At 59.8% G+C, this 25856-nt stretch carries 22 protein-coding genes; 11 read left to right on the top strand and 11 right to left on the bottom strand.

Translation table 11 applies throughout. The features are described 5' to 3' along the window. Window positions 1-370: 370 nt before the first annotated feature. The 7 genes from AC1Q8Q_RS29075 to AC1Q8Q_RS29045 all read left to right on the top strand — a co-directional run bounded on the left by AC1Q8Q_RS29075 (window position 371) and on the right by AC1Q8Q_RS29045 (window position 7719). Window positions 371-1513 (top strand): N-acetyltransferase, encoded by a 1143-nt coding sequence (locus AC1Q8Q_RS29075; protein WP_492615824.1) that lies wholly within the window; start codon window positions 371-373, stop codon window positions 1511-1513. Continuing rightward, entirely contained in the window at window positions 1497-2327 is an 831-nt protein-coding gene (locus AC1Q8Q_RS29070; protein WP_033045678.1) for a nucleotidyltransferase family protein, read from the top strand. The genes AC1Q8Q_RS29075 and AC1Q8Q_RS29070 overlap by 17 nt, the downstream gene beginning before the upstream one ends. Before the next feature lie 72 nt (window positions 2328-2399). Next, a complete protein-coding gene (gene lptF, locus AC1Q8Q_RS29065) occupies window positions 2400-3473 on the top strand; it encodes an LPS export ABC transporter permease LptF (RefSeq protein WP_492615823.1) in 1074 nt (357 codons plus the stop codon). Next, window positions 3470-4552 carry an LPS export ABC transporter permease LptG gene (lptG, locus tag AC1Q8Q_RS29060; RefSeq protein WP_168757942.1) on the top strand — a complete coding sequence of 361 codons (1083 nt, stop codon included), beginning with the start codon at window positions 3470-3472 and terminating at the stop codon, window positions 4550-4552. Before lptF ends, lptG begins: the two co-directional genes overlap by 4 nt. A 79-nt stretch (window positions 4553-4631) precedes the next feature. Next, the gene (locus tag AC1Q8Q_RS29055; RefSeq protein ID WP_168757941.1) at window positions 4632-5816 is read left to right on the top strand and encodes a CDP-alcohol phosphatidyltransferase family protein; all 1185 of its coding nucleotides are present in this window, start codon (window positions 4632-4634) and stop codon (window positions 5814-5816) included. Window positions 5817-5937: 121 nt separating this feature from the next. Further along, complete coding sequence (locus AC1Q8Q_RS29050; RefSeq protein ID WP_492615822.1) at window positions 5938-6771, top strand: hypothetical protein; 834 nt, start codon at window positions 5938-5940, stop codon at window positions 6769-6771. Window positions 6772-6900: 129 nt separating this feature from the next. Continuing rightward, window positions 6901-7719, top strand: a complete 819-nt coding sequence (locus AC1Q8Q_RS29045) for a metallophosphoesterase family protein (RefSeq protein ID WP_492615821.1) — start codon at window positions 6901-6903, stop codon at window positions 7717-7719. A 32-nt stretch (window positions 7720-7751) separates the two neighbouring features. Here the strand turns inward: AC1Q8Q_RS29045 and AC1Q8Q_RS29040 are convergent, their stop codons facing one another. Then, a complete protein-coding gene (locus AC1Q8Q_RS29040) occupies window positions 7752-8549 on the bottom strand; it encodes a phosphocholine cytidylyltransferase family protein (RefSeq protein WP_492615820.1) in 798 nt (265 codons plus the stop codon). Window positions 8550-8760: 211 nt separating this feature from the next. Here AC1Q8Q_RS29040 and AC1Q8Q_RS29035 point away from each other — a divergent pair, with 211 nt between their 5' ends. Then, the gene (locus AC1Q8Q_RS29035; RefSeq protein WP_492615819.1) at window positions 8761-11121 is read left to right on the top strand and encodes a mitochondrial fission ELM1 family protein; all 2361 of its coding nucleotides are present in this window, start codon (window positions 8761-8763) and stop codon (window positions 11119-11121) included. 222 nt (window positions 11122-11343) lie between these two features. Further along, window positions 11344-12807, top strand: a complete 1464-nt coding sequence (locus tag AC1Q8Q_RS29030; RefSeq protein WP_492615818.1) for a sensor histidine kinase — start codon at window positions 11344-11346, stop codon at window positions 12805-12807. Between the two features lie 447 nt (window positions 12808-13254). Here AC1Q8Q_RS29030 and AC1Q8Q_RS29025 read toward each other — a convergent pair whose 3' ends face one another. The 8 genes from AC1Q8Q_RS29025 to ptrR form a co-directional block, all read right to left on the bottom strand. Then, window positions 13255-14622: a sensor histidine kinase gene (locus AC1Q8Q_RS29025; protein WP_020801080.1), complete on the bottom strand. Its 1368-nt coding sequence runs from the start codon at window positions 14620-14622 to the stop codon at window positions 13255-13257. Then, the gene (locus AC1Q8Q_RS29020) at window positions 14619-15281 is read right to left on the bottom strand and encodes a response regulator (RefSeq protein WP_492615817.1); all 663 of its coding nucleotides are present in this window, start codon (window positions 15279-15281) and stop codon (window positions 14619-14621) included. Before AC1Q8Q_RS29020 ends, AC1Q8Q_RS29025 begins: the two co-directional genes overlap by 4 nt. 11 nt (window positions 15282-15292) lie before the next feature. Then, on the bottom strand, window positions 15293-15937 hold the full coding sequence (locus AC1Q8Q_RS29015) for a tetratricopeptide repeat protein (protein WP_432669470.1): 645 nt from the start codon (window positions 15935-15937) through the stop codon (window positions 15293-15295). Then, entirely contained in the window at window positions 15934-16743 is an 810-nt protein-coding gene (locus AC1Q8Q_RS29010) for an SDR family oxidoreductase (RefSeq protein ID WP_168757935.1), read from the bottom strand. The genes AC1Q8Q_RS29015 and AC1Q8Q_RS29010 overlap by 4 nt, the downstream gene beginning before the upstream one ends. After that, window positions 16730-17404, bottom strand: a complete 675-nt coding sequence (locus AC1Q8Q_RS29005) for an iron-containing redox enzyme family protein (RefSeq protein ID WP_033043748.1) — start codon at window positions 17402-17404, stop codon at window positions 16730-16732. Before AC1Q8Q_RS29005 ends, AC1Q8Q_RS29010 begins: the two co-directional genes overlap by 14 nt. Then, window positions 17401-18882: an AMP-binding protein gene (locus tag AC1Q8Q_RS29000; protein ID WP_492615816.1), complete on the bottom strand. Its 1482-nt coding sequence runs from the start codon at window positions 18880-18882 to the stop codon at window positions 17401-17403. The genes AC1Q8Q_RS29005 and AC1Q8Q_RS29000 overlap by 4 nt, the downstream gene beginning before the upstream one ends. Continuing rightward, window positions 18872-19549, bottom strand: a complete 678-nt coding sequence (locus AC1Q8Q_RS28995) for a thermostable hemolysin (protein ID WP_168757932.1) — start codon at window positions 19547-19549, stop codon at window positions 18872-18874. The genes AC1Q8Q_RS29000 and AC1Q8Q_RS28995 overlap by 11 nt, the downstream gene beginning before the upstream one ends. A 363-nt stretch (window positions 19550-19912) precedes the next feature. After that, window positions 19913-20785 (bottom strand): putrescine utilization regulator PtrR, encoded by an 873-nt coding sequence (ptrR, locus tag AC1Q8Q_RS28990; protein WP_033043750.1) that lies wholly within the window; start codon window positions 20783-20785, stop codon window positions 19913-19915. A 99-nt stretch (window positions 20786-20884) separates the two neighbouring features. Here ptrR and AC1Q8Q_RS28985 point away from each other — a divergent pair, with 99 nt between their 5' ends. Beyond that, window positions 20885-22276: an aldehyde dehydrogenase family protein gene (locus AC1Q8Q_RS28985; protein WP_020801088.1), complete on the top strand. Its 1392-nt coding sequence runs from the start codon at window positions 20885-20887 to the stop codon at window positions 22274-22276. A gap of 135 nt (window positions 22277-22411) precedes the next feature. On the opposite strand, the gene AC1Q8Q_RS28980 is transcribed toward AC1Q8Q_RS28985, so the two are convergent. Together AC1Q8Q_RS28980 and AC1Q8Q_RS28975 are read right to left on the bottom strand one after the other, a co-directional pair. Beyond that, on the bottom strand, window positions 22412-23656 hold the full coding sequence (locus tag AC1Q8Q_RS28980; RefSeq protein ID WP_020801089.1) for a saccharopine dehydrogenase family protein: 1245 nt from the start codon (window positions 23654-23656) through the stop codon (window positions 22412-22414). Between the two features lie 27 nt (window positions 23657-23683). Continuing rightward, complete coding sequence (locus AC1Q8Q_RS28975; protein ID WP_033044664.1) at window positions 23684-24781, bottom strand: carboxynorspermidine decarboxylase; 1098 nt, start codon at window positions 24779-24781, stop codon at window positions 23684-23686. A gap of 270 nt (window positions 24782-25051) precedes the next feature. Between AC1Q8Q_RS28975 and AC1Q8Q_RS28970 the strand changes: the two genes are divergently transcribed. After that, window positions 25052-25798 (top strand): hypothetical protein, encoded by a 747-nt coding sequence (locus tag AC1Q8Q_RS28970; protein WP_168757930.1) that lies wholly within the window; start codon window positions 25052-25054, stop codon window positions 25796-25798. Window positions 25799-25856: the final 58 nt, after the last annotated feature.

The following is a 25856-nucleotide window of genomic DNA, read 5'->3' as shown; positions in this document are numbered from 1 at the left end:
CATCGCCGGCAAGCCTGGCTCCTACAGGTAAAAGCGAAACCCTAGGTGGTCGTTACCGCAGCAACGGATATGTACACTTGAAAGACAATTATCGCCTGCCAGGACGCCTTCACCGGCAAGCCTGGCTCCAACAGTAAAAGCGAAACCCTAAGTAGCCGTTACCGCAACAACGGATATACGCCAAATCCAAACATGCACCTGCAACCCCCAAACCTAAAGTGAACAGCATTACACGGATTACCGAGCTTTTACTGGATCACTGGCACCCTTGTTTTCTGCACGTACGCCCTACGCCAATACTTCAGCTACGCTCTCTGAGGTACTAAGAAAGGGATACGAGTTCAACTGCTTCGGACTTTTGTGGCCAACGATGATCAATAAGAAGTTGCCAATCATTACGCGACCCGTCCTCACAAGCCTGGACCTCAAGACATTCATCAGTTTCCCCGGCACCCTGTATCGCAACGATCCTTGCTGGATCGAACCGATTCATTACGAGCGCCATGAACTCCTTTCGCAAAAGAATCCAGCCTCCCCTCACCTGACGTGGCAGGCGTGGCTGGCCTGGTCGGGAACTGAAGTGGTGGGGCGGATCACCGCACAGATCGACAGCCTTCACCGGCAATTACACGGCCATGATTCAGGGCACTTCGGAATGCTGGAAGCCGTGGACGATCCAGCTGTATTCGACAGCCTGTTCGCAGCGGCAGAAGCCTGGCTGCGCGAACATGGCGCTGCACGCATCACGGGCCCCTTCAACCTGACCATCAACCAGGAAAGCGGCTTGCTGGTAGAGGGATTCGATCATCCCCCTTCCGCCATGATGGGCCACGGACAGCGTTTTTATGACCAAAGGCTCGCCGCCCTTGGCTACCGGCAAGCCAAGGATTTGCTCGCCTACTGGATGCGCACCGATCAATTGCATTTCCCGCCAGCGTTGTCTGCGATGATGGCGCGCGAGCGAAAGCGCGTGGTGATCAGGCCGCTGGACCCGCGTCAGTTCCGGCGGGACATGCGCATCCTGCGGGAAATCTTCAATGACGCCTGGAGCCGCAACTGGGGTTTCGTCCCCTTCACCGAATCCGAATTCTACGAGCTTGGCAGCCAATTGAGGCTGCTGGTCCCCAAGGACTTGCTGTACATCGCCGAAGTCGATGGCGAGCCCTGCGCGTTTATCGTGGCCATGCCTAACATCAACGAGGCGATCGCCTCGCTCGACGGGCGCTTGCTGCCCTTTGGCTGGATACACCTGCTGTGGCGGCTTTACGTCAAAGGCGCGCGGACTGCACGCGTGCCCCTGATGGGCGTCAAGCAGGCTTACCAGTTCAGCCGATTGGGGCCTGCACTCGCCCTGCTGTTGATCGAAGCGCTCAAGCCGCCCTTCGTCAAGCGCGGCATAGAAGCCCTGGAAATGTCGTGGATCCTGGAATCGAATGCGGTGATGCGCAAGATTCTCGAACAAATCGGCGCCACCGCCTACAAGCGCTACCGGATCTATGAAAAGCACATTTGAGGTCAGGCCGTTCACCGCGCTGGTCCTGGCTGCTGACCGGGGGCCGGCCGACCCCGTTGCTGCCGTGGCCGGGACTTGCTGCAAGGCATTGGCGCCGGTGGCCGGGGTTCCCATGGTTCGTCGAGTCGTCGAGGCGCTGGCGGCCAGTGACCGGATCGACCGGATCGTACTCGTGGGGCCTGCGCGAAATTTAATGGCGCAAGATGCCTCGTTGGCGCAACTGCTGGACTGCGCCAGCGTCAGTTGGCTGGAACCTGCCAACTCCCCCAGCGCCAGCGCGGCGCTGGCGCTGGCGCGTCAACCCGCAGACAGTCCCGTGTTGGTGACCACGGCGGATCATGCGCTGCTCAGTCCGCAGATCGTCGACTATTTCCTTGCGCAGGCGACTTCAGGCGGCCATGACTTTGTGGTGGCGGTAACGCCGCTGGACACGGTGCTGGCGGGTTTTCCAGGCACCCGGCGCACCAGCATCCGGCTTCGCGGCGGCCCCTATTGCGGCAGCAACCTGTTCGCCTTCATGACCGAGGACGCGCGACGTCTCGCCAGCTACTGGCAACGGGTCGAACACGATCGCAAGCATCCCAGGCGGGTGATCGCCGGCGCTCTGGGCGTCGAGGGAGTACTGCGATATTTGTTGGGTCGATTGACCCTGGAACAAGCGCTGCAACAGCTTTCCAACCGGTTGGGGGTGAGTCTCGGGGCGGTGGTCATGCCCTTCCCGGAGGCCGCTATCGATGTCGATTCGCCGCTGGATTATCAAATGGTGGAGAGAATTCATGCCCAGAGAAATCAATCGATACCGAGCGATACCTGATGGATCCTCGCGGCAGGAATGCTCAATCGCCCCAGCGCGGCATGGGCAAGGCGACCGGCCGGGATCCAGGGCATGTTCCTGATCGAACGCTACGTGATCGCCGAGATCCGGCGGCCGGTGATCGTGATGGTCAGCATCCTGGTGTTCATCTTTGCCAGTTATTCGGTAGAGCGGTATCTCGCTGACGCCGTCGAGGGCACTCTCGCCTTGCAAGCGGTACTGGCGATGGTGTTCTACAAGGTACTGATTGCCCTCGAAATGCTGGTGCCGGTGGCGTTGTATGCCTCGGTGACCTTGGCGGTGGGACGCCTGTGCCATGATTCTGAAATCATTGCGATAGCCGCTTCGGGTGCAAGCCCGCTGCGGATCTATCGGGCCGTCCTGTTGCTGGCCATTCCGATCTCGCTGGCGGTGGCCATGCTTTCGCTCTACGGGCGCCCCTGGGCTTATACGCAGGCCTATGTGCTGGAACAGCAATCGCGAACAGACCTGGACGTCAATCATCTGCAGGCACAACGGTTCAACCTGAACAATGAAAACGGCAGGATGATCCTGGCAGAACGCATTGACCGGACTGATGGCCGGCTCCACGATGTGCTGATCTATGACCCGGGTGACTCGAAAACCCGTGTATTTCGCGCCAGGCAGGCGAGGATCCTGGATCCGAATCCGGACGATCCGATCGTGGAGTTGACGCAAGGCCATTCCTATTTGCTCAAGCACAGTGCTTCTCGGGACATTTCGGAAAAGTTCGAGCATATGCGGCTGCACTTGCTACCCATCGAACGGGCCGCCGAGGGTAAGCGCAAGGCCGCCCCCAACGAAGTGCTGCAGGCTTCCAGCGCGCCCTCGGACAAAGCTGAATTGCAATGGCGCCAGACGCGGGGTGTAAGCGCCATGGTCCTTGCATTGCTCGCCATTCCGTTAAGCCGTACCCGGCCCAGGCAGGGACGGTTTGCGACCCTGCTGCCCGTGACCGCCGTCTTCGCGGTGATCTACTACGCAGCGGACATCTGCAAGACGATGGTGGGCAACAGCACCCTGCCCTTGTATCCGGGCTTGTGGACAGTGCCGCTGCTGATGAGCCTGGCGCTGCTGGTTTTCCTGGCGCGCGACCTGGCAAACTTTCGGTTCGGCTACCGATGAAAGTCCTCGATCGCTACATTACCCGCCATGTGTTCTTCGGTTTTGCGGCCGCGGCAGCGCTGCTGCTACCGTTGTTCACCACCCTCGACCTGGTGGGTGAATTAGACGACGTGGCGCCCGGCGGGTATCGGTTGAGCCAGGCCATCGAAGTCGTGTTCCTGACGCTGCCGCGCCGTGTCGTCGAGCTTGGCCCCTTTATCGCCCTGCTGGGTGGCATTGCCGCGCTGGGGCAATTGTCAGCCACCCGGGAACTGACGGTCATGCGCGCCACCGGGCTGTCGATTGCCCGGATCGGGTTCACGGCGACATTGGCCGGTCTCGCGCTAGCGCTGTCATGGGCGGCGCTGGATGAGTGGGTGGCCTCTCCCCTGCAGCAAAATGGCCTGGAGCTGCGCAACGAAGCCATCGCCGCCGGTGCGCAGGCGAGCAACGATCAAGGCAGTGTCTGGGCTCGACAGGACGATCAGATCGTCCGTATTGGCAATCTTGCGCACAAACGGTTGCCGGTCAATATTGAGATTTTCAGGTTCGATAACGACCGCTCACTGGTTTCCTACATCTTTGCCGAGACGGCGGACATATTGGACGCAGGCCAGTGGCGTTTGAACAATGTCCAGGTGAAACAGTGGGACCAGGGCGCTGAAACGACGCAACAACTCGACCAAATGCCCTGGCGTTCGATTTTTGGCAGTGCGCGATTGGGCGACATTACGCTGCCGACCGAAAGCCTGTCTGCCCGCCAGCTCTACCGTTACATCGCGTACCTCAAAGGCTCGGGCCAGCCCTCGGCACAATATGAAATGGCGATGTGGCAAAAGCTCGGGCGACCGATCCTGACCCTGGCGATGATCCTGTTCGCCATCCCGTTTGCCTTCGCACAACCGCGCTCGCCCAACCTGGGTGCACGGCTGGCTTTGGGTGCGCTGGTCGGGTTAATGGTCTATGTAAGTAATCAGATCATCGTAAACCTCGGTCTACTGCTAAAAATGAACATCCTGGTCACTACTTTGGGGCCGGCCCTGGTCTTGCTCGCAGTGGCTATTGTGATCGTGGCGTATCTGGACCGGGGCAGTCGTTGAAACCGTCATGCTGTTCAATGGACAGGGCGTTGGCGCCCGCTCCTTCAATCAATGTGATTCGGCGCAGGCGCAACCAACCATGAAGACTCCCGTATACCTGATCTGCAGCTGCCCGGTGCGGCTGTGGGGACTGACCTCCAGGGAGCGAGTGGGCCGTATGCTCGCAAAGTTTCCCAACGCCCATCTGTGCAACGCGAACGATCCGTTGCCGGCGCAAGGCGAGGTGGTCCTGCTGCGCGAGGATTACCTTTACGACGACCGCGTGCTCCAGGGGCTGCTGGCAACGCCTGAGATCGCGCTACAGGACCCGCGCACCGGCACCATTGTCGCCGCCCACGCCAGTGTCGAGCGGCTCGCCCACTTGCCCAGCCTGGACACTGACGCCGTCGCCGGATTACGCAAAGTGGTTCCCGGCACCGTGGCCACCGCGATGCAGACGCAACTGCGCAAATTCGATCCTCCCTGGGTCGCGCAGATCACCGCCGCCAACCAGGCGCATCTTGAGAAGTCTCTGTTCAACGGCTCCTACAAGGGCGTCACCGATTTCATCACCCGGGCGATCTGGCCTGTCCCTGCTCGCTGGGCCACCGTCTGGTGCGTGCGGCTGGGGCTCAGTCCCAATCAGGTCACGGCAGCCAGCTATGTCCTGGCCATCGCCGCAGGCTTTCTGTTCTGGCATGGATTATTTGGCGCAGGCCTGCTGGCCGGCTGGTTGATGACGTTCCTGGATACGGTCGATGGCAAGCTGGCACGCGTCACCGTGACCTCCACGCGCTTCGGAAACCTTTTCGACCATGGCCTGGACCTGATTCACCCGCCGCTCTGGTACATCGCCTGGGGATTGGGCTACGAGGCGACCTGGGATTCGGCCATACCCCTCGAGCCTGTGCTCTGGGCCATTTGCCTGGGCTATATCGCAGGCAGGGTTTGCGAAGGTGCGTTCAAGCTGGCCGCGCCTTTTTCGCTGTTTCTCTGGCGCCCCTTCGACTCACTCAACCGGCTGATCACCGCGCGGCGCAACCCCAACTTGCTCATACTGACCAGCTTATGGGCGTTCGATGCCCATGACACGGCGTTGATCTGGGTGGCCGTCTGGACCTGCGTCTCGACGCTGATCCTGGGGGTGCGCACGATGTCCGCCCTTGTCTTGAAGCACCGAGGCCAGCCGCCGCAGCCCTGGCTCAGTCGAATCGACATGAGCGCTGAACGCGACCGCTTGATCGTGCGGATGTTCGCGCCCCGCTCGGGCCTCAATGATGCATGAAGCCTGCCCGCCGCCCCCTGCGAAGCTGCTTGAACAGATCAGGGAGCAGTGCACGCAGCCGATGCCCGACGAGGTGCAGGCCATTGTCCAGGCATTGCACACACGCCTGGGCGATGCATTGGTGGCGCTGCTGGTCTACGGTTCATGCCTGCGAAACGGCGATCTCACCGATGGCATGGTCGATGTGTATGCGCTGGTCGATAGTTACGCTCACGCTCATCACACGCGCTTGCAGCAGCTTGCCAATGCCTGGCTGCCACCCACGGTGATCCTCGTCAGGGCTGCGGCGGCCGATGGGCAAATACTCCATGCCAAATGCGCCATCCTGTCGCTGCAGGACTTCGAGGCGGGTACCGGTTCATGGTTTCAAAGCTACCTCTGGGCCCGCTTCGCCCAGCCCTGCCGGCTGGTTTATTGCAAAGACGAGGAAACGCGCAAGCGTATCCATTTCGCCCTGGCTCAAGCCGTGATGACCCTGATGGATCGCTGCGTCGCCACGCTGCCGGATCGATTCGACAGTTTCACCCTGTGGGAGAGATCACTGTCGCTGACCTACCGGACCGAGCTGCGTCCTGAATCAGCTGATCGCCCCAGGCAGCTCGTCAGGCATGACATGGACTATTATTCGCGCATCACCCAGGCAGCCGCGCCTGCGGTGAAGCAAATGGCGGCCTGCGCGGGCGAAGAAGACAGATATCGCAACCTTTGCCCGATGGCCACGCGCCGAGGTAATGAACGTCTGTGGAAATGGCGGCGGGTCCAGGGAAGAACCTTGAACGTGGCGCGGTTGGTCAAATCCTTTTTCACCTTCGAAAATGGTGTCGACTACCTCATATGGAAGCTGGAACGCCACTTGGGTGAGCCTGTCGTCGTGACCCATCGCTTGCGTCGTTTTCCACTGCTCTTCGGCTGGCCATTGCTCTGGCGCCTGCTCAAAAGCCGCCGGCTTCGCTGAAGACGTTGCTGCTCGCAATGCGAAAAATGGAGGCACCCCATGAACAGTGGCAAAGAACGTGGTCAGTGGCACCAACGGACGACAAATCAAGCGCCAAGCCCTGTCGGGTATAGAGGATGTCCAGCAACGATGACCCGTCTCCTGCATATTTCCGATACGCATTTCGGCACCGAACAGCTCCCCGTCATGCAAGCCTTTGAAACGCACGTCAAGGCCCATGGCGCCGACCTGGTCTTATTCTCCGGGGACATCACACAGCGCGCCCGGCGCGGGCAGTTCGCCTCGGCGCAGGCATTCATCAACCGCATCAAGGGCTATGGAATACCGCAAGTCCTGACGATCCCCGGCAACCACGATATCCCCATGTTCAACCTGTTCGCGCGCCTGTTTTCACCCTACGGGAATTATTACAAGTACATCGACAGCAACCTCGCACCCGTTTTCGAGAATGACGATGCCTTGATCATTTGCTTGAACACAACCCACCCGGCACGCCGAAAAGATGGCAAGGTCACTGCCCGGCAAGTCGAGGAAGTGGCTGAACGGCTACAGAAATGCGATCCGCAAAAATTGCGCATCGTCGTCGCTCATCAGCCGTTCGGCGCAATCGTCGCCAGCGACCAACGCAATCTGCAGATCGGTGCAAGGGCTGCACTGGAACGCTGGGCCTCGTCCGGGCTCGACCTGGTGATGGGGGGGCACATCCATCTTCCCTATGTACTGGCACTCAGCACGCAATACGGTGCATTGTCCAAGGAAATCTGGGGGGTGCAGGCGGGAACGACCCTCTCGTCACGTTTACGTGGCAATGCCCCCAATTCGTTCAATCGAATCCATCTGGACAAACTAACAAGGCGCGTCACCGTCGAACGCTGGGAATATTCTGCCTTGCGCGACACCTTTGAGCCCAGCATCGAGTCTCATTGTGACTGCCCGCCTGGTCGATAGGCGGGCTTGAAACCCCAACCTCAGGAACAGCCCTACTCTCCCTCCGCGAGGGTAATTGCCGTCCCTTGCTTGCGGCATACCCAGGGCCTGACCAGTGCCTGCGCAGACCTGAGATCGGCAGGAAAGTCCAGCTCGGCCCAGCCCAATCCTTCGATGGACTGCGCGAACACTTGCCCGGTAGTCCCTGCGAGGTGATCGATGATGCTCAAGTACCACCTTTGCAGGGCTTCAGGACGTCGCATGCTGTCTTCCAGCGCACTACGAAACAGTGGTCCTCCACCGGCCTGAAAATGCATCATGCCGATAGACTCCCCGTCGACATGATCGAGCGGAATCAGTTTACCGATGGCGCTGATTCGATCACCGATCAGTTGGACTTTCATATCGTCGCTGTCGTACGCCAGTTTCTTGTCGACCGCGAGCGTAATCGCCCTGGCAGGTGCATCAAGCAATCGCTCCAGGACTGGGTGGTCGAATAACGTATCGCCATTAAGCAGGATGAAATCGTCATGCATGATCTGGCGAGCCATCCAGCAACTGGCCAGGTTATCGGCAACTTCAAAGAACGGGTTGTAGATCGTGGAAATGACGCCAGGCCCGTAACGTTCGTTCAGCACCCGTTCGACCTGCTCTGCGCCATAGCCGATGACCGCGGTGATCCGGCTTATCCCGGCGGCCATCAGAGCATCGATCTGCCACTCTATGACACGCTGCCCGCCGACCTCGATCAGGCACTTGGGGGTGTTCGTCGTATAGGGAAGAAGCCGTCGTCCCTGGCCGGCGCTCAACAAGATTGCAGCTGTACGGGTGCGTTGTTCGAATAGACCCATTTCTCCCGGGCTCCCATTTAAGGATTTGAACGAGCAGGACCCTGCGATCATTTAAAGACATGGTTGGAAGACTAGAACAATCCATTCGCTGAGTTAAACCTTTCGACACCCGCCCATCGCCTCGATTCAAAAAAACACCGCACACAAACTTTATCCTCGACTTGCGTATTTCGCTCTATGCTGTGGAGATTAATGTTCCGAGGAAACGCCCATGCGCCTGGAGGGTTCAGCACAGTCGTCCTCAAGCATCGGTACCTGTGACCCCGCTACCCCAGGGGACATTGGGGAACACATCGCGATACCGCACATCGAGCCGATCGTCTTGGCAGCCCGAGCCGGGGCACCGCAGGCACCTGCCGTGCGCATATTCCTGGGTACCGAACCTGCCCAATATCGCGCTGAGCGCATGTTTGTCTATGCGCTGGAACAGGTGCGCAACCCGGACCGCCGTTATGAGGTCTACCGCATGACGGGCCTGCCTGGCTTCAACCAGGCGGGCTGGCGTACCGGCTTCACCAATTACCGCTTCGCTATCCCGGACCTGGCGGGGCGCCACGGTCGCGCGCTGTACAACGACGTCGATCAACTCTACACCGCCGACCCGGCCGAACTGTTCGACCAACCGATGGGCGAGCACGGCTATCTGGCGCTCGCGCCCAGGGAAACGGCCGTCATGCTCATCGACTGCGAACGGATGCGCTGCTGCTGGAACATGCAAGCAGCCACCACGACCAGCAAAAAAAAGCTGCATGCGCTCGCCTCCGAGATACCGGGCTGCTTCGGCGTTCTGGATGCCATCTGGCATGCTCGGGACTTGGAATACAAACACGGCGAGTCCCGGTTGCTGCATTACACGACGCTGCATCTGCAGCCCTGGAGACCTCTGCCAGCGCAATACAGCTATCAGATTCATCCCTACGCGGAAATTTTTCTCAGCCTTGAGGAAGCGGCGGACGCTAGTGGGTATGAGCTCTACACGGCAGCACAGCCCAGTCCGCGATTCGTCCACTGCAGTCGGGAAGCCACCACTCTACCGGCGCTTATCCCGCAAGATGCCAGGCTGCTCAGTCGCAAGCTGCAGTGTACGAATCTCGGATTGATCGGGCGCTGGCAACCCACGGAGGCGCACGGCCCAACGGTCAGGCAATTGGATATCGAGCAGCTTCGCCAGGTCGATTTACCTCCCCAGGATTTCATCGCGGCCCAGGGTCTTGAAAAGCTGCCGCCGGAAGACTTGCCCTGGGTCATGGATCGCCTGTTCAACCAGGCTTCCCGATTGCTTTATATTCACGCAAGGCTCAGTGGTGATGGTTCGATGACCAGCTCTGTCAGCGGCTGGCGACGACTGCTGCGGCGCATCGCGCGGCGCTATCCGGATCGTTGCTGGCAGCTTGATTGCGTGGACGAAAAAGGCCACACGCAACGCTTCGTCGCGGACTATGCATTACGGCGCAAAGCGGCCGAAAACCCCAAGGTCTGGGTGCTACTGAGTCAACATGCCGGCGACAATGCACAGCTGATAGCCATGGCCGACGCACTGGGTTGGCCCTACGAATGCAAACAGATCACCACACCCCCACGCCCTTATCTGCTCGACGCCCTGTTGGGCACCCGGTTGCCCATACGGCCAGTCCCGGGCCTGAGCGCGCCCTGGCCAGACCTGGTATTGAGCGCAGGACGGCGCTGCGCCCAGGTTGCCCAATGGATCAAGCATCGCTCCAAGGGCACGGCAAAACTGGCCCATGTGGGACGTGCCCAGCTCCCGTTGTGGCGCTTCGACCTGGTCTTGTCGACCCCGCAATATGGGCTTGCCCTGGCAGACAACGTAGTGGACCTCCCTGCCCCGTACATGAATCCGCGTACGCTGGATCAGGCGCAACTGGAGCGATGGCGACAGCGCTTCACTTCGCTGCCTCGCCCCTGGATCGCCGTCCTCGTGGGAGCCAGTGCCGCACCTTATTGCATGGACACGGAATCAGAAGTTCGACTTGGCCGTGAAGCCAATGCCGCGGTCAAGGCCCTGGGTGGCTCGATCCTGTTATCGACCAGCCCGCGCTCATCGGCGACAACCACCGACGCGTTGCTGTCTGCCATTGACGTTCCATGCTGGGCGTATCGATTCGGTGAGACGCAAGACAATCCCTATCCTGCATTTCTCGCCCTGGCGGATGGATTTATCGTCACCGGCGACAGCCTTTCAATGCTCACAGAGGCCTGCATGACCGGGCGTCCGGTTGCGGTATTTCCGCTGCCCATCCAACGCAAGGGCAAGGCCCGGCTTCGCCACTCACTGGAGCAACGACTGGGGGTCATCGACCGGACAACGGGGGTACGTGGCACGCCCAAGCAGCAGGAGGGCTTCAGCAGGTTCTATTTCAAACTCGTGTCGGGCGGAGTGATCAGGCGCGAACGACAATTCGAACAGGCGCACATCGCGCTTGGCGTCATGCCCCTGCCACAAGGGCTTTTGCAAGCGCCTTTGGTTTCCCCGCAATTGCTCGCCAGCGCACGCGAACGCGCCATTAACGCCATTCGCGGCTTGATATCCGGCGAACGCCCGTCAAGTGATTGATCAGCCCCCGCCAATAGCGCAACCGCTACTGCTCACCCCGGGGAACCTACCCCCATATATGGGGGGGTAATACCCGCTTCGCACCGGCGTTCTTCCTGGAGAAATGGCTGAAAGATGCACCGCCCAAGCGCAGCGTTGCATTGGCATGGATGCTGCTATTCACCCAAGGCTTGCTTGAGAGGTTGAAGCTGCTGAAAAGCAGCATACCCAGGAGTACTCCCTATGCCTGCAATCGACGTGCTGTATAAACGCTTTCTCCCTGGAACCGTTGACGCGATTGCACCCACTCAACAATTCAATCTCCTGCGCTGGTTTTCGATCGTCAGTTTCGTACTGATCAGCGTGATCGCTTTCGGGGTGGGTTCGTGGTCGACAAGATTTCTGGTCGCCGAAAGCCTTGAACGCGATGCGCTGATAACAGCGCAGTTCATCCAGACCATTGCCAAAGGTGAGATACGTCACCACGGGCTGGCGGGTAGACAGATCGGGGAGGTGCTCGCCTACGCTCGACACCAGTCGATGCCAGAAGAAAAGAAACAAAGCGCACAGCCCGCCAGCTTCGAGTTCCTGGACTATCTTGCGCATCTTCCGAACTCGCTCTTGATCAATATCTATTCCCCAAATCGAACAGTGGTCTGGTCAACCAACCAGAAGCTGGTTGGCCGAGCATTTTTGAATGACGAGCTTGAACAGGCATTCAGTTCCAAAGAACGGATATCCACCAAATACAGCAATGTCGCTGCGGACCGCAGTGAACAAAAATTCCTGTACCCCCCGAAAAAGTTCTTCATCGAAAGCTACATCCCTCTGGTCGATGACCGGGGAAATATTCTGGCGGTGGTTGAAATCTACAGGGAGCCCATCGACCTGATTGAACGCCTGAACCACGGTCACTGGATCATCTGGTTGTCCACCATGGGTGGCCTGCTTGTTTACTTCGGGATTTACTGGATTGCCCGACGAACATCGATCCAGTTGGCCTCGCAAGAGGCTCAAGTCGTTGCCAACAAGACCTACGTTGGCTTGGGCGAAATGTCCACTGCCGTCGCCCATAGCCTGCGTAATCCTCTGGCCTGCATCCGCTCAAGTGCGGAATTGGCAAATGACATTCAGGGCCAGCCTGCAAAGAAGCAGCTCGACGATATTATTAGTCAGGTGGAGCGGATGTCGCGATGGGTGCAGGAATTGCTCCTGTGCCTGGGTCCGATCCGCGGGGAGGCGCAACGGGTGGATCCGATGGAGATGATACAACTCACACTCAACAGTTTCAGCGCACAACTGAGTCAATCGAAAATCCAGGTCGAGTTCAAAAATGAACCCACGCCCCGGGTAATCAGCAATCCACTGCTGCTCTCGCAGATTTTAGGCAGCGTCATTGCCAATGCCATGGAAGCGATGCCGACGGCAGGAAAACTGAGCATCGTGGCTCGCCTGGATGATGCCCATCAATGGCTGCACCTGACCATTGGCGACACCGGAGGTGGATCTTCCCGGCAACAGCAAATGATGGCCTTCAAATCGTTCTACACCACCCGACAAGGTAGGCTGGGTATCGGATTTATCATGGTGAAGCAGATCATGGAAAGCTTTGGCGGCGATGCGCGCCTGATAATCGATGAAAAACAGGGCACCTGCGTGCACTTGAGTTTCAGGGTCCAGGACAGGAGAACCCACGCACCGCGCTAATCCTTGGCGGGTGCACGCTGCAATACGAACAGGATGAACAGGACGATCGCCGAACTGAAGACCAGGCGCGAGCCGAAATGGTCAGCCAACCAGCCACTGATATAGGGCAAGAAAATCAAAAGCCAAAGCAAGGCGGCCTTAAAGTCGAACTGAGTGCAGGTCTGTCGCCGATCCCCTGTGGGAGCGAGCCTGCTCGCGATGGACGTCAACGATAACGCGCCCTTTCTGGATGAACGCGTTGTCTGGACATTTTTCGCGAGCAAGCTCGCTCCCACAGTGGATTGCGGATATCTGAAAAAGTCAGGTCGGTTTTAAGGCCGCCTCGCTTTGGCGTTAGATTTGGGCGCATGCCGAGCCTTAGCGAGGCACCAAGTGGTGGGGCAAAGCTTTTTTGCGTGGTTGCTCTTCTGAGTAACCTGGGCACTTTGCGTCATGTCCATGGCAAGGTCAAAAGCGCCGAATTTCCAACGAAGCGCGCAATCCCCCCTCTAAGCGATTCTCCAGTTTGACCTGCCCGCCCAGGCGATCCGCGATGGCCCGGACGATGGTCAGGCCCAAGCCTGCTCCCTCGTCATTTGCCCGGCTGTAGAATCGTTCGAACAGCCGCTCACGGTCCTCTTCCTTGATCCCCGGCCCCTCGTCCTCCACGGACAATTCATAGCCCTGTTCTGTTTTGGCCAGCCTTACGGTGATCACCCCGTGCACAGGCGAGAAGTTCGCCGCATTGGTCACCAGATTGTTCAACGCAATGTCGATGGCAGCGGGATCGATTCTGACCTGGCTGACGTCGCCGCTGACATCGAACACCAGTTCCAGGTTTTTACCCAACAGCCAGGGCGTCAACTGAATCAGGCTGTCGCGAACCGTGGCCTCCAGGTCAATGTATTCCGGTGGTCGAATGGCTGCCTGGGGTTCGATGCGCGCCATCGTGAGCAATTGGTTGACCAGTCGGCTGGTACGGTCCACGCCGGCGATCAGGTGCTCCAGTGATGCGCGGCGCTCCTCCTCGCTCTCCGCCTCCATCAAGTTCTGGGCATGCACCCTCAGCACCGCCAGCGGCGTGCGCATTTCGTGGGCGGCGTCAGCGATGAACCGTCGCTCACGCCCCAGAACTTCCTGGATCTGCGCGAGCACGCGGTTGAGCGCCGCTTGCATGGGCTCCAGTTCGCTGGGCAGTGGCGACAGGTGCAAAGGCTCCAATGAACCGCTGTGCCGTGCGCGCAGGGTCGCCGCCATGTTCGCCAGCGGCTTGAGGCCCCAGCCGATGGCCAGCCAGACCATCACCGCGAGTAACAGGCTGCCCAACACGTTGGGCCAAAGGGTATGACGCACGATCCGGTCGACCAGGTCCGCTCGCACGTCGTCCCGCTCACCGACCCAGATCCGCAGGTGATTCTGCTTGTCTTCCAGCAGGAACGCGCGCCAGTGGCGGTTATTCAGGTCCACTACATCGCTAAAGCCGGGCGTAGAGGGGGCAGCAGTGAAAGAGGGAGCGCTGGCAGTGTGCACCAGCACTTCGCCCTGGGGATTCCAGACCTGGAAGGCAATTTTTCTTTCATAGGGATGACCATCCCCCCTGGGCACCGCTTCGCCCAGGGCTTCGTTGAACGCCTGGTACAACTCGGCGTGTTCCTTGCTGGCCAGTGGCATGCGGAACACGCCTTGCAGCAATCGCGCGTTTTGCGCGAGTTGGGCATCGTAGACTTCGGCAATTTCGTGATGGCTGTCGTACAGGTTCAAGGCGCTGATCACACCCAGGCCCGCGAGCATCAGGCCAATGATCAGCGTCAGGGTACGACGGCGGATCGACGTCACCGACGCTCCTCCACCAGATAACCGACGCCGCGAACGGTACGGATCAGGTCGGTGGAGAATTTCTTGCGCAGGTGATGGATGTGCACTTCCAGGGTGTTGCTTTCAGCCTCTTCGTTCCAGCCGTAGAGCAACTGCATCAAATGGTCGCGGGTCATGACCCGGCCCGGGGGCGAAAGGAGTTCATGCAGCAGCTGATACTCCTTGGGCGTGAGCGCAACCGGTTCGCCCTGGTAGCTGACTTGCTGGGTGCCAGGGTTGAGCCGGATGCCAGCGTGCTCGATCAACGCCTGTGCGCGGCCGGCACTGCGCCGCAACAGCGCCCGCAGGCGCGCCTTGAGTTCGGCTAAATCGAAAGGCTTGATCAAGTAATCGTCAGCCCCGGCGTCGAGCCCGGCTATGCGGTCTTCGGTGGCATCCCGGGCCGTGAGAATCAGCACCGGCAGGTTCGAACCGCTGTCGCGCAGGCGCCGCAGCACTTCGAGCCCGTCCATGCGCGGCAGGCCAAGGTCAAGCAATGCCAGGTCAAAGGTTTCGCTGAGCAATGCATGCAAGGCGCTGCTGCCATCGCGCAACCAGTCGACGGTATAACCTTCGCGCTCCAGGGCTTGATGAATGCCTTCACCGAGGGCCAAGTCATCTTCAATCAGTAGTAAACGCACGCGGACTCCTGTCAGCCGAGTTTCTTGTTCACATCCACCAGCAGTGTTTCGATCTCTTTGCGACGCCCGGCATCGGCGGTTTCCCGCCCTGGCCGAGGGGCGGCCGACAGGGCCTTTTGCAATGCTGCCTTGGCCTCAGCGTAGCGCTTTTGACGGTAGAGGTGATCACCCCAAAAGTACAGGCTGTCGATGCCATTGGGGTTCATCTGCAAAGCGACCTTGAGCAATTGCTCGGCTTTGTCCGAGTCACCGAAACCGATGGGCCATCCCGGCACACGATCATACAACGCGCCGAGGCTGGTGTAGGCCGAACCTTGCAAGGCCTTGGGGTCCAGGGTCAGGGCTTTTTCCAGATATTGCTTCGCGTCCTTGACCTTGCCAAGGGCTCCGAGCCCCCCTTGGGCGCCGGCCCAACTGCTGGTGACGATGCCGGACCAGATCCAGGCCTCAGCCACCGATTGGCGCTCCTGGGTAAACGCTGCCGCCTGGGTGGCGAGCTTTTCGAAGGCGGCGGTGCGTTGCTCCTCTGGCAACTCGTACTGAATATGCGCCCAGCTTTGCTGGATGCCATTAAGACGTTGCTGGTCGGCGGCGTCCAGGGCCCAGACGCTCTGGCTCAAGGCTCCCAACAGCAAATACGCGGCAAATTTTTTCATGGCTCGAGGTTCTCGTTGTCTGGTTTTTGACTCAGGCGGCGAATCAGCGGCAATTGCTTGCGCAGGCCCCGATCCACCAGATTGGGCAACAGGCTGTTGAGGCGCACGAAGAAGCGCTCCGGCCAGCCCAGATACAGGTCGCGGCGGTCGCCGGCGATGGCGTGGATGACCGCCGAGGCGACGGTCTGCGGGTCGTCGACGCTGGATTTGAGAGCGTCATTCAAGGCCTGCGCCGCCGGGCTGTTCATGCTTGTATGGGTGGCGCGCGGTGCGACGTACAACACACCGACCCGGGTGTCCGCCAATTCCCGGCGCAGGGCTTCGGAAAACCCGCGCAGGGCGAATTTGCTCGCGCAATAACTGGCGTAACCGGCATAGCCAATCGAGCCATAGGTCGAGCCGACATTCACCACCATGGCGCTGTCCGCCTGCTTGAGCAGTGGCAGCAAGGTTTTGGTCAGGCAAATTGGCGCGCTGATGTTCACCGCCAGCATCGCGTTGATTTCGCTGTCTTCGAGCTGTTCGAGCATGGCGAAGTGGTTGACCCCGGCCGCATTTATCAGCAGGTTGATCCCGCCCAACGCTTCGGCGGCGGCCAGCACCTTGCGCCGGTCGGCCTGCAATGTCAGGTCGGCGCCCACCCAGAACAGCCTGTCCCGATAGCGTTCGAGCAAGGGCTCCAGCGCCTCCCGATGTCGGGCCACGGCCAGCACCGTGGCGCCACTGGCGCACAGGGCGGTGGTGATCGCCAGGCCAATGCCGCCGCTGGCACCGGTCAGTACCACGCGAGTCTCAGACAGGCGCATGCGGGTTCTCCCCGTCGTGTGGCAGGCCACGGAACATGTCGGCGTAAAGCCGGTAAACCACTTTGGAGGCGTGAATGACGGCAGCCTGATCGCCAGGGTCGTCCAGTTTGTTCATCAGTCGGCGGTAGGTCTGCATATGCTCGATGTCCAGCGATCCATGGGAATCGAGGTAGCTAAAGGCGCTTTGCGGCAGGGCCAGACGTTCGCGAATGCTGCCGGCGGCATGGGTGGCCAGGGCGATGCTGGTGCCTTCCAGCACATTGACCATGCCGAACAGCCCCACCGGGTTGCCCCGGGCAATCAGGTCGTAGAGAAAGCTGACCATCAGCTCGATGGCCAACGACGGCTGGCCGCCGCGCACCGCCTCCTTGTCGCCGCCACAGGCCTGAATGTCATCGAGTACCCATTGTTCGTGGCCGTATTCATCCTCGATGTACTCGCACACGGCTTCACGCAGCCACTCCAGGCGTGACGGCAGGCGTGCACCGCAGGCCATCATCAACGGCACGGTATGGCGCACGTGGTAGTAAGCCTGGGCCAGAAAGGCCCGGTAGCTCTCCAGGCTGACCTTGCCTTCGAGGGCATCGACGATGATCGGCAGATTGAACAGCGTACTGCGCTCCTGGTGGGTGGCCTCTTGCAGGGTGTCGAAAAAGCTCATGATGCGGGTTCCTCGAATAGTACCGACTCAGTCAGCTGCGCCCGGTATCGCTCGACGATGGCGTCGCGGCGTGGTCGACCGTTGGCTGTCAGCAGGCCATTTGTAAAGGTGAAGGGTTGTTCCAGACGGGTCCAGTGCTGGACTCGGGCGTAATCGGGCAAGGCCTCGTTTGCCTCGGCCACGGCGGCGGCCAATTGCTCGTCCGAGCAGTCCGCACGGTGCGGCCAGAGCAATGCATGGTTGCCCGGCAGGGCTTCGCCATGGACGAAGGCCTGGGCGATATGACGGCGCTGGGTCAGTTCGGCTTCGACCCATTCGGGGTTAACGTTGCGCCCGAAACTGGTGACGAACTGATGTTTCTTGCGGCCCTTGAGGTAGAGGAATCCCTCCTCGTCGAACTCACCGAGGTCACCGCTGGGCCACCACTCATCAGCGTGCGGCGCCTCCCCCAGGTAACCCAGCAGGGTCGAGCCCTTGATCAGCACTTCGCCGTCGTCGGCCAGGCGAACCTGCACATGGGGCAAGGGGCGGCCGACACTGCCAGGACGGCAGGCTTGCGGTGTATTGAGGCACACCACCGACGCACATTCCGACAATCCGTAACCCTCGTAAGCCGGCACGCCTGCACGTTGGGCTCGATGCAACAGATCTTCGCAAACCCGTGCGCCACCCACGGCGGCAAAACGCAGGTGCTGTGGGTCGAAGGCTTTCTGCTCGGCCGCGCTGACCAGCATCAGCAGCAATTGCGGCACCAGGATCAGGCTCTGGGGCGATCGTTTCGCAAGGCACGCCAGCAGTTGCGGCACATCCACGCCACTGGCCCCCTGGATCCCGAGGGTTTTCTGGCTGGGCAGGCTCAAGGTCGCGCCGGCATACAACGCGGCATAACAACCGATGTTCTCCAGCAAAATGGCGAGCGGCAGCAGCGCCAGATGATGCTGCGGATGGCAGCTTCGACTGGCCTGATCCAGTTCGCGGGCGACTCGCAGGATGCTGTCGGCACTCAAGCACACGCCTTTGGGTGTCCCCGTGGTGCCGGAGGTAAACGTCAGTTTGGCGGTGCCTTCGGGCATCCGGTTCGAGCCACTGAAGGTACGGCGCCAGAACTCGCCGGATTTTTCATAGCCGCCCGCTTGCAGTTCGGCTGTCTGTTGCGGTTCAGCGATCACGCTTTCGGCCTGGCTCTGTTCCAGGCAATGACTGCGCTGCGCGGGGCTGAAGAAAGGCGGTAACGCAACACACGTCAAGCCTTCGAACAACGCAGCCAGGTCCCAGAGCATCGCCTCGACACCATTGTCCAACGCCAGGGCAAGCACCTTGATGTGTTCATCGCGCAGTCGCTGCTGGCGCTCGATCACTTCGGCGTACAGGGAGGCGTAGTCCAGTTTCAACTGATCGCCCCACAAGGCAATGCCATCGCCCTTGCGGGCGGCATGATCGCGCAGCGTCTGTTTGAAACGTTCCACTTCAGGCGACATGGCAACACCCCTCGATGGACGAAGGCAAACCCAGTCGACTGAACAGACCTATATTGCGTAAATGAATAAACCCACTGCGGATATTGCCAACGTGGACCCAGGGCTTGCTTTCGTAGTAACTGCCCCAGGCATGGCGGTCCTCGCCCAAGCGCGCAGGATCGGCGGCACACAGTGTCACCGGCTTCAAACCCAGGCGATGGAAGCTGTTCACCAGGCCAATATTGCCGGTGAACGCCACCCACTCCAGGCCGCCCATGGCCAGCACATAGGTCATCGCAATGATGCTCATGCGCGCGCTGCCCGTGTCGGCGGCCGCCAGATTGCCGACTTCGACGATGGCGGATCGCTCCACGGTCCGGTCCGCCGTGGCACTGATCAGCGGATCGATCGGCCCGTCCAGATAGCCCTCCAGAAACAGTGGTTGTGTGTCTGCCAGTCGCACGCCAGCCACTGCGCACAAGGCACCGTACGCGTCGTTCATGCCAAACAGCTCTGGCATGAAATGACGGATGTCGGCGCCGTGGGCCTTGCGAAAACGTTGCTGGATGAAGCTTTCGAAGACGGTCCGCTGCTCGTCGCCGGGCAATGCCCTGAGGAGACTCATTGGCGGTGTTTCGGCTTGGCCGAAATACAGCGGCAACTGCACATTCCAGTTGAATTCGGACATGAAAAAAACACCTCCCCCGGATCAATTGGGAGAAGTATCAAAGGGATTTCTTAACGAAGTCTGAAGATGACAAAAAACTGCCAGGGCGCTGAACCTCGACCTTCAGCGCCCTGCCCCCCCTCAGGCCCTCGTGGTTTTCTGCAAATTCCCTCGCAGGGGGTTGATGGTTAACGAGGGCGCCAAATCACAACTGCATTATCATCCGCCAGAACGAGTCACCCTATGGGGTCTGGAGCAAACCCCGCTACCAGCATTTGTCGGAAGCGCGCAGGCGTGGAGGCGTTTCGGGGCAGTGCAATGGCGCCCGCTGGCGCCAACCAATTTTCTTTGAACACGCCCTCCGCATTCCAGCCCCGCTTACCGCTAACTCATCGCTTCACACCGCTCCTCCAGCAACCGCACGAACATGGTCAGGCTCTGCGACACCGTGCCCCTGCGCCAAACCAGCCAGGTGCGCAAATAACGGAACGATTCCGACAATGGCCAGACGCTGACCGTGCTGCAGCCGGGCATGCTCTGCAGCATGCTGCGCGGCATCAGGGCCAGGCCGGCACCGGCGCTGACGCAGGCGAGCATGCCGTGGTAGGACTCCATTTCGAAGATCTTGCCCGGCACTGCAGCGTCGTTGGCGAACCAGCTTTCGAAGTGATGGCGGTAGGAGCAGTTGGAGCGGAAGGCGTAGATATTTTCGCCGTTCACGTCCTGAGCGCGATGGATCGGGCTGTGGTTGAGCGGTGCAATCAGCACCATTTCTTCTTCGAATGCCGGTACGCCTTCCAGCGCCGGGTGCAGCACCGGGCCATCGACAAACGCGGCGGTCAGGCGGCCCGCCAGCACCCCGTCGATCATGGTCCCGGAAGGTCCGGTGGACAGGTCCAGCTCGACCTTGGCGTACTGCTGGTTATAAGCCGCCAACAGTTCGGGAATCCGCACTGCTGCGGTGCTCTCCAGGGATCCCAGGGGGAATGTACCCTGGGGTTCTTCACCGGCCACCGTGGCGCGGGCTTCCTGGACCAGGTCGAGAATCCGCCGGGCGTAGTCGAGGAAACTCCAGCCGGCTGGCGAAAGGCGCAGGCGGCTTTTTTCGCGAATGAACAGGTCAACGCCCAGGTCCTGCTCCAGTTGCTTGATCCGCGTGGTCAGGTTCGAAGGCACCCGATGGATGTGCTGCGCGGCGACGCTGATGCTGCCGTGCTCGGCGACAGCCTTGAAAATCTCGAGCTGAACCAGGTCCAATTCATTCTCCAAACGTGAACAAGACGCTCATTATTATTCAGTTTAAAGAAAACATACAGCACCGTAACCTGAGCCCATTCTTACCCGCAGGACGGTGCCATGACCAACATATCCAGCCTTACCCACGCCATTTCGATCAACCCGGCGACCGGTGAACAGATCGGCCACTATCCTTTCGAATCCGCAGCGGCAATGGACGCGGCCCTGTCGCGTTCCGCCAACGGGTTCCGCGCCTGGCGCCGCGAGCCGGTTGCACAACGCGTGCAACGATTGATTGCCCTTGGCCAGGCATTGCGCGACAACGCCCAGGCCATGGCCACCATGATTACCCTGGAAATGGGCAAGCCGATCGCCCAGGCCCGCGGTGAAATCGAAAAATGTGCGCAGCTCTGCGACTGGTATGCCGAACATGGCCCGGCCATGCTCAGTGCTGAACCCACCCTGGTCGAAGGCAACAAGGCGCGCATCGAATATCGCCCGCTGGGCCCGATCCTCGCGGTCATGCCGTGGAACTTCCCGATCTGGCAAGTGCTGCGCGGTGCAGTCCCGACGCTCCTGGCCGGCAATACCTACGTGCTCAAGCACGCGCCCAATGTGATGGGCAGTGCCTACCTGCTGCTGGACGCCTTCAAGCAGGCGGGTTTTGCCGAGGGTGTCTTCGAGGTCATCAACGTCACGCCGGACGGCGTTTCCAAGGCGATCGCCGACCCACGCATCGCCGCCGTCACCCTGACCGGCAGTGTGCGAGCCGGCATGGCCATCGGCGCCCAGGCGGGTGCAGCACTGAAGAAGTGCGTGCTGGAACTGGGCGGTTCCGATCCATTCATCGTGCTTAATGATGCCAACCTCGACGACGCCGTCCAGGCGGCCGTGATCGGTCGCTACCAGAACACCGGGCAAGTCTGTGCGGCCGCCAAGCGGCTGATCGTCGAGCAAGGCATAGTCGAGGAATTCACCCGGCGCTTTGTCGACGCCACGCGCAAACTGGTGGTCGGTGATCCACTGTCCGCCGAGACGTACATCGGCCCGATGGCCCGCTTCGATCTGCGCGATGAACTGGATCAACAGGTGCGCGACACCCTGGAGGAAGGCGCGACCTTGTTGCTGGGCGGCAAGAAAGCCCAAGGCCCGGGCAACTTCTATGAGCCTACGGTGCTGGCGGGTGTCACTGACCAGATGACTTCATTCAAACAGGAGCTGTTTGGCCCGGTCGCTTCGATCATCACCGCTCGTGACGCAGCGCATGCGCTGGAACTGGCAAACGACAGTGAGTTCGGTCTGGCGGCTACCGTCTATACCGGCAATGTCGAGCAGGCCCAGCAGATGGCCAGCGAACTGGAAACCGGTGGGGTCTTCATCAATGGCTACTGCGCCAGTGACCCGCGCGTGACCTTTGGCGGGGTGAAGAAAAGCGGGTTCGGCCGTGAGCTTTCGCACTTCGGCGTGCGCGAATTCTGCAATGCACAGACGGTGTGGCTGGATCGCCACTGATCGAATCTGCGCAGTTGATCCAATGTGGGAGCGAGTCTGCTCGCGATGGTCGTTAACGATGACGCTGGTTTACTGAATAAACTCAGCGCTCGTCAGTCCATCGCGAGCAGGCTCGCTCCCACAAAGTCCCTAACCTCAGGCGTTGCAGTCCCACGCACGGTCACCGTGCTCGTCCTTGATGCGGGTCGGCAGGCCCATCACGTCCAAAGCCTTGAGGAACGCCTCGGCTGGCAGCTCCTCGACGTTGACCATGCGCTGCACGTCCCACTCGCCACGGGCTACCAGCAGGGCTGCTGCCACCGGTGGTACACCGGCGGTATAGGAAATGCCCTGGCTGTCGGTTTCGGCAAAAGCTTGCTCGTGGTCCGCAACGTTGTAGATGAACACTTCGCGCGGCTGGCCATCCTTGGTGCCCTTGACCAGGTCACCGATGCAAGTCTTGCCGGTGTAGCCAGGCGCCAGCGAGCTCGGATCAGGCAGCACGGCCTTGACCACCTTGAGCGGCACGACTTCCAGGCCTTCGGCGGTCTTGACCGGTTGCTCGGAAAGCAGGCCGAGGTTCTTGAGAACGGTGAACACATTGATGTAGTGCTCGCCGAAGCTCATCCAGAAACGTACGTTAGGCACGCCAAGGTTCTTCGACAGCGAGTGCACTTCATCGTGACCGGTCAGGTACAGGTTCTGCGAACCGACTACCGGCAGGTCGTCGGTGCGCTTGACTTCGAACATGGTGTTGCTGGTCCACTGGCTGTCCTGCCAGCTCCACACCTGCCCGGTGAACTCGCGGAAATTGATTTCCGGATCGAAATTGGTGGCGAAATATTTGCCATGGGAACCGGCATTGACGTCGAGAATATCGATCGAATCAATGCTGTCGAAATACTGTTGTTGGGCCAGTGCCGCATAGGCATTGACCACACCCGGGTCGAAGCCCACGCCGAGGATGGCGGTGACGTTCTTCTGCTGGCATTCCTCGAGGTGCTTCCACTCGTAGTTACCATACCAGGGTGGCGTCTCGCAGATCTTGCCTGGCTCTTCGTGGATGGCGGTGTCCAGGTAGGCCGCGCCGGTATCGATGCAGGCACGCAGCACCGACATGTTGAGGAAAGCGGAGCCGACGTTGATGACGATCTGCGATTCGGTTTCACGAATCAGCGTCTTGGTCGCCTCGACGTCCAGGGCATTGAGGGTGAATGCCTTGATTTCAGCGGGCTGTTTGAGGCTGCCCTTGGCCTTGACGCTGTCGATGATGGCCTGGCATTTGGAGATGTTGCGCGACGCGATAGCAATACGACCGAGCTCGTCGTTGTGCTGCGCGCACTTGTGGGCCACCACCTTGGCGACACCTCCTGCACCAATGATAAGTACGTTCTTCTTCAATTTTTCTCTCTCTCCTTCTCAGCCAGCTTACGAGAGGCTGGACATATAGTCGTTGTAACCGAACTCACGAACCACCTCGACAGTACCGTCGAGTTGTTTCACTACGATGGACGGCATCTTCAGGCCGTTGAACCAGTTCTTCTTGACCATGGTGTAGCCCGCGGCGTCGACGAACGACAGGCGGTCGCCGATGGCCAGCGGACGATCGAACTGGTACTCACCGAAAATATCGCCGGCCAGGCAGGATTTGCCGCACACCATGTAGGTGTGCTCACCCGCGCTCGGGGCCAGCTTGGCGTTCAGGCGGTAGATCAGCAGGTCGAGCATGTGGGCTTCGATAGAGCTGTCCACGACCGCCAGGTGCTTGCCGTTGTAGAGAGTGTCCAGCACGGTGACTTCCAGCGACGCACTCTGGGTGATCGCCGCTTCGCCTGGTTCCAGGTAGACCTGCACGCCGTACTTTTGCGAAAACGCCTTGAGGCGTGCGCAGAACTCATCCAGCGCGTAGCCTTCGCCGGTGAAGTGAATACCGCCACCGAGGCTGACCCACTCGACCTTGTGCAGCAAATGACCGAAACGCTCTTCGATGGTGCACAGCATGTCGTCGAACAGGCCGAAGTCACCGTTCTCACAGTTGTTGTGGAACATGAAGCCGGAAATCTGCTCGATGACCTGCTCGATCTTCACCGGGTCCCACTCGCCCAGGCGGCTGAACGGCCGTGCCGGGTCGGCCAACAGGTAATCGGAGCTGCTCACCTGCGGATTGACCCGCAGGCCACGGACCTTGCCTTCAGACGCTTGCGTGTAGCGCTGCAACTGGCCGATGGAGTTGAAGATGATCTTGTCGCAGTTGTCGAGCATCTCCTCGATTTCGTCATCGGCCCAGGCGACGCTGTAGGCGTGAGTCTCGCCAGCGAACTTCTGCCGACCGAGCTTGAGTTCGTAGAGCGACGACGACGTGGTGCCATCCATGTATTGCTGCATCAGGTCAAACACCGACCAGGTGGCGAAGCACTTGAGTGCCAGCAGGGCCTTGGCCCCGGACTGCTCGCGCACGTAGGCAATCTTTTCCATGTTGCCCAGCAGCTTTTGCTTATCGATGAGGTAGTACGGCGTTTTGATCATTTCGAGGCCTCCGGCAAGGCCAGCCAAAAAAAGGATGCGCATTGTGCCCGCACTGGCCACATATCGAAAGAGCAGAAGTGCAGTTCGTCGGACAAGGATCCGCACGGCAACCCCGCAAAGTCGCACTCATGGACGACAAAAAGATGACACCAAGGCCAATTGCCATCTTTTTCGAGAACTCACCGACGACCGGTCATACGTTGTACCAAAACCGACTATTGTTGTTAGTGACAGGTCCGTCTCGGACCCTAGTACGCTGATGGAGTTCTCATGAATAGAACCAGTCTTGCTGCTGTTGTCACCTCCCTCCTGGCGGGCGTCGCCCCCTCATTCGCTGGCGCAACACCTTCTGAAAACCCTGTTTTTTCCGTCGGCCTGCTGGGAAGCTACAGCGAGCTGGAGTTTACAGGCCGCAGGACCAGCAGTTCCGAGCATATTCCCGAAGCAGGACTGTTCCTCAACTTCGGCAACAAGATGACGGGCCGGGGCGGCCTTGTGTATCAGGCAGAAATCACCGGGCAGTACTCCGAAGAAAAGCATCAACGCGTCACCGATGGCCAGGCCGACCTGGACCTGGGCTGGAGGATGGCCCTGGATGCCGACAATTTTTTCGACGTTTTGATCGGAGCAGGCTATAAGTGGAACCGTTATGACCCGGATTTCCACAAATACGACATCAATCTCACCAATCGCACTCCCTTCGCTAAAGTCGCAGCCGGCTACAACCACGCCTTCAGCACCTCAACCTTGCGCCTGGAAGCTGGCGTTCGCAAGGTCATCAACGGAAATGCGCAGCTGGAAATCCACAACGTGGACAGCGAGGAACAGGACCTCAAGGACACCACCAATCCATTTGTCGAACTGAGCTGGCTGTTCAACCAGGAGGGATCGATTCCGGTGATTGCCAGCCTTTACTACAACCGCTTCAAATACGACCTGGACGGTCAATTTCAGCTAACCGACTTCGACAAGCAGACCCGGGACGAGTACGGCGTAAAGCTCGGCATCGTGTTTTAACCCGAGGCCGATAACCTTTCGTCGCAAATGAAATCGCCAGGGGTAATCCCGGCCTTCT

Source organism: Pseudomonas sp. GW823-FHT06B06 (genome assembly GCF_058795195.1).
Note: the sequence above shows the minus strand (reverse complement) of the source record. Positions and strands in the feature narration are given on the sequence as shown.

Excerpts from the sequence above, each read along its gene's own strand:
- lptF (WP_492615823.1), top strand. The coding sequence starts at position 2,400 with ATGTTCCTGATCGAACGCTACGTGATCGCCGAGATCCGGCGGCCGGTG.
- AC1Q8Q_RS29030 (WP_492615818.1), top strand. The coding sequence starts at position 11,344 with ATGCCTGCAATCGACGTGCTGTATAAACGCTTTCTCCCTGGAACCGTT.
- AC1Q8Q_RS28995 (WP_168757932.1), bottom strand. The coding sequence starts at position 19,549 with ATGTCCGAATTCAACTGGAATGTGCAGTTGCCGCTGTATTTCGGCCAA.
- AC1Q8Q_RS29010 (WP_168757935.1), bottom strand. The coding sequence starts at position 16,743 with ATGCGCCTGTCTGAGACTCGCGTGGTACTGACCGGTGCCAGCGGCGGC.
- AC1Q8Q_RS29075 (WP_492615824.1), top strand. The coding sequence starts at position 371 with ATGATCAATAAGAAGTTGCCAATCATTACGCGACCCGTCCTCACAAGC.
- AC1Q8Q_RS29040 (WP_492615820.1), bottom strand. The coding sequence starts at position 8,549 with ATGGGTCTATTCGAACAACGCACCCGTACAGCTGCAATCTTGTTGAGC.
- AC1Q8Q_RS29000 (WP_492615816.1), bottom strand. The coding sequence starts at position 18,882 with ATGTCGCCTGAAGTGGAACGTTTCAAACAGACGCTGCGCGATCATGCC.
- AC1Q8Q_RS28970 (WP_168757930.1), top strand. The coding sequence starts at position 25,052 with ATGAATAGAACCAGTCTTGCTGCTGTTGTCACCTCCCTCCTGGCGGGC.
- AC1Q8Q_RS29035 (WP_492615819.1), top strand. The coding sequence starts at position 8,761 with ATGCGCCTGGAGGGTTCAGCACAGTCGTCCTCAAGCATCGGTACCTGT.
- AC1Q8Q_RS29015 (WP_432669470.1), bottom strand. The coding sequence starts at position 15,937 with ATGAAAAAATTTGCCGCGTATTTGCTGTTGGGAGCCTTGAGCCAGAGC.
- AC1Q8Q_RS29055 (WP_168757941.1), top strand. The coding sequence starts at position 4,632 with ATGAAGACTCCCGTATACCTGATCTGCAGCTGCCCGGTGCGGCTGTGG.
- AC1Q8Q_RS28985 (WP_020801088.1), top strand. The coding sequence starts at position 20,885 with ATGACCAACATATCCAGCCTTACCCACGCCATTTCGATCAACCCGGCG.
- AC1Q8Q_RS29070 (WP_033045678.1), top strand. The coding sequence starts at position 1,497 with ATGAAAAGCACATTTGAGGTCAGGCCGTTCACCGCGCTGGTCCTGGCT.
- AC1Q8Q_RS29045 (WP_492615821.1), top strand. The coding sequence starts at position 6,901 with ATGACCCGTCTCCTGCATATTTCCGATACGCATTTCGGCACCGAACAG.
- lptG (WP_168757942.1), top strand. The coding sequence starts at position 3,470 with ATGAAAGTCCTCGATCGCTACATTACCCGCCATGTGTTCTTCGGTTTT.
- AC1Q8Q_RS28975 (WP_033044664.1), bottom strand. The coding sequence starts at position 24,781 with ATGATCAAAACGCCGTACTACCTCATCGATAAGCAAAAGCTGCTGGGC.
- AC1Q8Q_RS29005 (WP_033043748.1), bottom strand. The coding sequence starts at position 17,404 with ATGAGCTTTTTCGACACCCTGCAAGAGGCCACCCACCAGGAGCGCAGT.